The organism is Comamonas aquatilis (assembly GCF_965139575.1).
GTDB classification, from domain to species: Bacteria; Pseudomonadota; Gammaproteobacteria; order Burkholderiales; family Burkholderiaceae_C; genus Comamonas; species Comamonas aquatilis.
Genome location: NZ_CBCSIW010000007.1, coordinates 200,450 through 206,449, shown reverse-complemented (window position 1 = coordinate 206,449; position 6,000 = coordinate 200,450). Strand labels below are relative to the sequence as shown.

The following is a 6,000-nucleotide window of genomic DNA, read 5'->3' as shown; positions in this document are numbered from 1 at the left end:
TTCCCATCCCGAACAGGACAGTGAAACGAATTTGCGCCGATGATAGTGCGGGTTCCCGTGTGAAAGTAGGTCATCGTCAGGCTCTTACAGTGAAAACCCCGTAGTCGAAAGGCTGCGGGGTTTTTTATTTAATGGGCCATATTTGCTCTACTGCACCGTGTGAACTAGAAAGGCGTTGATATGCAATTGCAGGACATGTTGTATTCCCAAGGTTTTGGTATCCGTCGCGTGTGCTCTGGTCTGGTGCAGCAGGGCTGGGTAGAGCTGTGGAACCCCGAGAGCAAGGCTTGGGAGCAGGTTCTGGACTCCACTCTGGATATCGACCCTGAGGGTTTGCGCTTCAAAGTGCAAGGCGTGGAGTGGGAATATCACGCACTCGGTTATGTGCTGCTGCATAAGCCTGCCGGCACGGAGTGCTCGCAAAAGCCGTCTGCTCACCCCAGTATTTATTCCTTGCTGCCCGCGCCGCTGCGCCTGCGCCCCAACAAAGGGGCAATACAAGGCGTGCAGGCAGTCGGCCGACTGGATCAGGATACGACGGGCTTGCTTTTGCTCAGCGACGATGGCCAGTTCATTCACCGTATGTCGTCGCCCAAAAAGCATGTGGCCAAGGTGTACCGCGTGACTTGCAAGCATCCGCTGGATGTCAGTCAGGTGCAGCGTCTGCTGGATGGCGTGGTGCTCGATGATGATCCCAAGCCCGTGAAGGCTGCGGCGTGCGAGCAGGTAGACGAGCATGTACTGGACTTGACTTTGACCGAAGGCAAATACCATCAGGTCAAGCGCATGCTGGCCGCCGTGGGTAACCGGGTAGAAGGTCTGCATCGCTGGAAGATGGGCGAGCTGGAATTGCCTGCCAATCTGGCGCCCGGGCAGTGGCGTTGGCTGACGGCCGACGATCTGGCCAAACTCAAGCCAGCCAAGTGAATCTTGAATTCGAAAGCAAAAAGGCCCCGGAGATGACTCTCCGGGGCCTTTTTTGATGGCTGCACTGTTGTATCAGCGCTGTTGAATACGAGCGTCACCTTCTTTGGCAGCCTGCTGCAAGGGCGCCGAGGTTTGCAATGCAGCACCCGGCAGAAATTCAATGCCGGTGCGGCGTACTAGCTCTTCATAGCTGATGGGCTGGCTGACGCGGGCCGCGTCATCATTGGCTTGCCAGTGAGCCCAGGCGCGATGGGTCTGGACGTCATAGACCAGCTTGTACAGAAAGGTGGGAACCTGCACCTGGTTGCCACCCACGCTGGTGGCATCGGCGGCAAACACGGGGCCGGTGATGACGAAGACATCGCCGCGTGCACGCTGAGCGTAGCTGCGCGTGTCTTTTTCGATGCGAGCCCAAGGGCCGGAGTTTTGCTTGCTGGATTGGGGCACCATATTGGCCAGCGAGAAGCTTTGGGCCATGGCCTGGGCTGTAGGCATGTCGCCCGCAGGGGCCATATGACCACGGGAGTAGCCTGAGCGCTTGTAGTCATCGAGCTCGGCGCGCTCATTGCGAGGCAGGCGGGCATCGGTAAAGAACTTGTTGGTGCGCTTTTCGTCGGCGTCGTCCACCAGCTCCCGGTTCAGGCGCTGGGCGACGAAGACCGGGGTCTTAGTCTGGCCGCTGTGCAGTATGGCAAAAGCGTCATAGCAAAGCGCACGCAATTTGGGTTGCTCGTTCAATGCGGGAGGCTTGCCGTTCGCAAAGAATTGCGGGCACTGGCTAAAGCCTTGGGTGCTGCTGGAAGGGTTTTTGATGCCCGCCTGGCTGGTTGTGGCCGTGCTGAGTGGCGTCTTGGCGCTGCAGACCAAACTGCTGAGCGAGAGCATGGCCACTGCGCTGTAGCGTATCAAAGAGCTGCGTAAATGGAATGCCGAGGGTGTGCGGCCGAAGGATTGAGGCATGCGTATATCGAATGCAAGCGGCAATGCGCGCTTGCATGAATCTTGGAAAAAAGCGTGGGGGGGAGTGCTCTGGAATAATGAGCTATTTGCGCTTTAGAGATATAGGTTTCTCGATTAAAGTTCCAGGAAACCTAATCAATGTAAGCGTAATCTGCTCTCATTTTATAAGATGAGAGCTTTTCAAAGCCCTGAATGCTCACCTGATAGGGGCAAGGGCCAGCCTTGGTTAGCTGCATCTGGAGCTGTTGTGCAGGTAGCAGATCCCATTAGCCTGTGCCGCCGACAGGCGTGCCCGTTGCAGAGCTCTGTTGACTTCAATCCCTGCGACAGGGCTAGCTGAAACGCTCAATCGTCGATGGATGCGCTCCAGCGGTCGCCCCAGCGCTCGCTGTTGTCCTGGCGCGCACGATCAATCTCACGGCGATCGCGCTTGGTGGGGCGGCCAGCATGCAGAGCTGCCAAAGCCTCTGCGGGTTCTGGGGCCAGGCGTCGTTGCTCAGCCAGTTGCCCGCGTGTGGCAATGCTCTGGGCGGTTTCCTCATAAAGCTGTTGGGCCACAGGGGCCGGGCCGCGCATGCCGCTGAGTCCGCGCACCAGCACTTCCTTGGGAATATTGCCTTGCTTGAGATGAATGCGGTCGCCCACGCGTATCTCGCGCGAGGCCTTGGCGTTGGAGCCGTTGACGGTCACGCGGCCCCTGCCGATTTCCTCCACAGCCAAGCTGCGCGTCTTGTAAAAGCGCGCGCACCACAGCCATTTGTCCAAGCGCATGGATTCGATTTCACTCATGCCTCTATTGTGCCGCTGTCATCTAGGTTCGGTGCAAGCGGAAGTTGCACCAGGGCCTGCAGGCCGGCCACATCGCCTTCCACGCTATGCAGATTGCGCAGCTCGATGTGGCCGCCCAAGGTCTGGGCGATCTCCTGGCAGATGGCCAGACCTAGGCCAGAGCCGCTGCGGGCATTACCGGCGGAAAACGGCTGAAACAGCCGCTGTGCCAGCTCGTTGTCAATGCCGCTGCCGCTATCGATGATGCTCAGCCTGGCTTGTTGATCTTGGGCTCTCACGTCGATCTGCAAGCGCCCGCCCTGCGGTGTGTGGCGTATGGCGTTGTGCAGCAGATTGCGCGTGAGTTCGCGCAGCATCCATTCATGCGCTGCCGTGGGACAGGGCTGGGTCTCGATGGCGAAGTCCATATCGTGCTCGGCGATCAGCGGCGACAACTCCAGCGCCACATCGCGCACTACTTCGTCGAGAAGACAGACGACGGCCGGCTTGCTGGCACTCCTGTCTTCCTGCCGCAGTTGCTCCACCTTGGCCAGAGCCAGCATCTGATTGGCCACCCGTGTGGCGCGGTCGACGGTGGTGTTGATTTCAGCCAGGGCCTGCATGGGTGGTATATCGCCGCGCTGTGCCGATTGCACCTGTGCCTTGAGCACGGCCAGCGGCGTGCGCAGCTGATGCGAGGCATCGCGCACAAAGCGCTTTTGGTTGCTGAGCAGCAAGCGCAGCCTGTCCATGGTCTGGTTGGTGGCATCCAGCAGGGGCTGCATTTCTCGCGGTGCTTCGGGGGCGCTCAAGGGGCTGAGATCTCCTTGCGCCCGCTCGCGCACATCATGGCTGAGCTGGCGTATGGGCCGCGTGGCGCGCTGCACCACAATCACCACGATCAAGGCCACCACCAGCACCAGCAAGGCTTGTCGGATCAGGGTGTCGCGCAAAATCTGCAGGGCCAGGGTTTCACGCAGCTCCAGTGTTTCCGCGACCTGGATAACGGCCATGCCTCGCCCATTGAAGCTGGCAACCGGTTGCAGCAGCACGGCCACGCGCACCGGCCGCCCGCGGAAATGGTCGTCATAGAAATCCACCAGCGCGGCATAGGGCGGGCGCGGTGGAATCTTGCCGCGCCACATGGGCAGTTCCTCAAAGCCCGAGATCAGTTCGCCGTCGAGGTTGGAGACGCGGTAGAACATACGGCTCTGGTTGTCGGCCTCGAAGATCTCCAGCGCGGAGTAGGGCACGATGGCACGCAGATGGGCATTCTCGTCAAAGCCTTGCACATCGATCTCCTCGCTGATGCTTTTGGCCGATGCCAGCAAGGTGCGGTCATAGGCGGTGTGCAGCGAGGCCAGCGTTTGCTGATAAAGACTCCAGGCATTGAGGGCAATCAGCAAGACCACCGGCAGCAAAATGCCGGTCAGCAGCAGCCGGCGCAAGGACCATGCCACAGGCTGCGCCGCGTGTTTGCTCATGCCGAACCCTGGACCTTGATGAGATAGCCCAGACCGCGCAGCGTGACCAGTTGCAGGCCGGTACCCGTCAGTTTTTTGCGCAGGCGGTAAGCCACAACTTCCACTGCCTCGTACTGCACATCGGCCTCTCCGGGGAACACCAGGCTGAACAGACGTTCCTTGGCTACGGCATGGCCGGGGCGGGCCAGCAAGGCATGCATCATGGCCAGCTCGCGCGGCGTCAACTCCATGACCTCGTCGTTGAGATACAGGGCGCCGCTTTCCTTTTCATAGCGCAGAGCGCCCAGCTGCATTGACTCCTCGGAAGCTCTGGGCGTAAAGTTGTCATGGCTGCGGCGCAACAGGGCGCGCAGACGTGCTTCCAGCTCGTCCAGATCAAAAGGCTTGGCCAGGTAGTCATCTGCACCGGCATTCAGGCCCAGCACCCGGTCACCTACCGTACCGCGGGCGGTGAGAATCAGCACCGGCGTACGCAGGCCCTGGGCACGGGCGCGCTCCAGCACCTGCAGGCCATCCAGGCCGGGCAGGGTCAGATCCAGCACCACGGCATCGGGGGCGCGGGTGGTCCAGTGGGCCAGAGCACTGGGACCATCGGCGGCCACTTCCACATGCATGCCACGGCGCATCAGCGTGCGCTGCAGCGTGGTGCGCATGGCGGTGTCATCTTCAACAAGCAGCAATTGCATGGTGCGCACGTTAGCACCGCGCCATGCAGGCGTAGTGGTAGGCGGCAGGAGTCTGCGTAAATCTAGGGATATCCCTAGACGTTTGGACAGCTGTTTGACAGGCACGCTGTCCATCATCTGCACACCACAACATAAGGAGCAAACCATGCGTCGTGATACCTTTCTGAAGTCGCTTGCCGCTTTGGCAGCTGCAGGCACTTTGCCTCTGTCGGCCCAGGCAGCCGCAGCCATCAAAATGATGCTGCCTGCCAACCCCGGCGGCGGTTGGGACACCACAGGCCGTGCCGTAGGCAAGGCTTTGCAGGACGCAGGGGTTGCTTCTTCCGTCACTTATGACAACAAGGGCGGCGCTGCCGGTGCCATTGGCCTGGCCCAGTTCGTGAACAGCAACAAGGGCGATCCCAACGCCATGATGGTGATGGGCGCCGTGATGCTGGGCGGCATCATCACCGGCAAGCCGCCGGTCAGCCTGTCGCAGGCCACGCCGTTGGCTCGCCTGACCAGCGAATACAACGTGTTCGTGCTGCCAGCCAACTCGCCTTTCAAATCCATGGCCGAAGTCGTGGCCCAACTCAAGAAGGACCCCGGCTCCGTCAAGTGGGGCGGCGGTTCGCGCGGCTCCACCGAACACATTGCCGCCGCCATGATTGCCAAGGCCGTGGGTGTGGACCCGGCCAAGATCAATTACGTGGCATTCCGTGGAGGCGGTGAGGCCATCTCCGCCATCCTGGGCGGCAACGTGACTGTGGGCGGCAGCGGCTACTCCGAGTTCGCCGAGTACATCAGCAGCGGCAAGATGAAGCCTATCGGCGTGACCTCGGCTGCGCGTCTGAAGGGCTCCAACGTGCCTACGCTCAAGGAGCAGGGCATCGATGTGGAAATCGGCAACTGGCGCGGCATCTACGGTGCTCCCGGCATCAGCAAGGCCCAGCGCGACGAGCTGGTGGCCATGATCGAAAAAGCCACCAAGAGCAAGGCCTGGGCCGAAGCGCTGCAAAAGAATGACTGGACACCGGCCTGGCTGCCAGGCGATGCCTTCGCCAAGTTTGTGGACGATGAGTTTGCCAGCTTGCGCGCCATCATGGCCAAGTCCGGAATGATTTGATGACCACAGGCGGCCGGGTGTGGTGCCCGGCCGCTCTCAGTGGCGGATCGGTGCCGGCAGATTGAACCGG

6 protein-coding genes and 1 rRNA gene are annotated in these 6,000 nt (G+C 60.7%); 3 read left to right on the top strand and 4 right to left on the bottom strand.

Annotated elements, in window-relative coordinates:
- Both rrf and ACNAZA_RS11620 read left to right on the top strand, forming a co-directional pair.
- Positions 1 to 82 (top strand): 5S ribosomal RNA (rrf, locus tag ACNAZA_RS22390); the annotation flags it as partial.
- 98 nt (positions 83 to 180) lie between these two features.
- The gene (locus ACNAZA_RS11620) at positions 181 to 927 is read left to right on the top strand and encodes a 16S rRNA pseudouridine(516) synthase (RefSeq protein ID WP_415796725.1); all 747 of its coding nucleotides are present in this window, start codon (positions 181 to 183) and stop codon (positions 925 to 927) included.
- Between the two features lie 72 nt (positions 928 to 999).
- Here the strand turns inward: ACNAZA_RS11620 and ACNAZA_RS11615 are convergent, their stop codons facing one another.
- The 4 genes from ACNAZA_RS11615 to ACNAZA_RS11600 form a co-directional block, all read right to left on the bottom strand.
- Entirely contained in the window at positions 1,000 to 1,812 is an 813-nt protein-coding gene (locus ACNAZA_RS11615) for a DNA/RNA non-specific endonuclease (RefSeq protein ID WP_415796736.1), read from the bottom strand.
- A 420-nt stretch (positions 1,813 to 2,232) separates the two neighbouring features.
- Positions 2,233 to 2,676 (bottom strand): RNA-binding S4 domain-containing protein, encoded by a 444-nt coding sequence (locus tag ACNAZA_RS11610; protein ID WP_415796724.1) that lies wholly within the window; start codon positions 2,674 to 2,676, stop codon positions 2,233 to 2,235.
- Complete coding sequence (locus ACNAZA_RS11605; protein ID WP_415796723.1) at positions 2,673 to 4,139, bottom strand: sensor histidine kinase; 1,467 nt, start codon at positions 4,137 to 4,139, stop codon at positions 2,673 to 2,675. Before ACNAZA_RS11605 ends, ACNAZA_RS11610 begins: the two co-directional genes overlap by 4 nt.
- Entirely contained in the window at positions 4,136 to 4,825 is a 690-nt protein-coding gene (locus tag ACNAZA_RS11600; protein ID WP_415796722.1) for a response regulator, read from the bottom strand. The genes ACNAZA_RS11605 and ACNAZA_RS11600 overlap by 4 nt, the downstream gene beginning before the upstream one ends.
- Positions 4,826 to 4,970: 145 nt before the next feature.
- On the opposite strand from ACNAZA_RS11600, the gene ACNAZA_RS11595 reads away from it, so the two are divergent.
- Positions 4,971 to 5,930 (top strand): Bug family tripartite tricarboxylate transporter substrate binding protein, encoded by a 960-nt coding sequence (locus ACNAZA_RS11595; RefSeq protein ID WP_415796720.1) that lies wholly within the window; start codon positions 4,971 to 4,973, stop codon positions 5,928 to 5,930.
- Positions 5,931 to 6,000: the final 70 nt, after the last annotated feature.